A 543-nucleotide genomic window follows, 5' to 3' on the forward strand; every position below is an offset into this window, starting at 1 on the left:
CTTGCCAGCGTTGTAGGTGGACTGCGGTGGGTTGTAGGCTACGTTGTCCGATAAAGCTGGTGATGCTATCAAATTGTTCTGTCGCATCACTGCGGTGGTAGCGAATGTTGCGTCGGTTAAGCGCTTGGTATTGGCTGTTGTCATCAATCAGGCGGAGCTTTTGTGCTTCGATCGGGCTGTTGTTGCTCGGTACAATCGGTTGGGCTTCATCAATGAGCCAGTTAATGCCTTCACTGCGTAGTAAGCGAGTCAGAAAGTCGTAGTCGCTTTCGTTACTTTGCATGATAAAGGGTCGGATGTCGTATTGTTGTTGTAGTCCACTGTGGTCTAGGCTGAGGCTCGAGGCAAAGAGTGGGCTTTTGTTTTGCCATTCTTCAAAGAGGATTTCCATCACTTCGACCACGGATTTATTCATAAATACGCGGCTGTTGCGGCGTTTGTGCCAAAGTGAGGTTGCATCGTTAAGCGTGAGTTTGTAGAGGGTCAGTGCCCCATCGCTTTGTCCTTGTGAGGCTTCGGTGATGATGCCAGTGGTTCTAAACA

1 protein-coding gene is annotated in these 543 nt (G+C 49.4%); it reads right to left on the minus strand.

Features of this window, described 5'->3' with window-relative positions; all coding sequences use genetic code 11:
* Positions 1-543, minus strand: a 543-nt coding sequence (locus tag AC1M9L_RS14785; protein ID WP_481592557.1) for a phage late control D family protein, incomplete at both ends; no start/stop codon positions are given.

The sequence above is a fragment of the Acinetobacter sp. ANC_7511 genome, assembly GCF_056779975.1.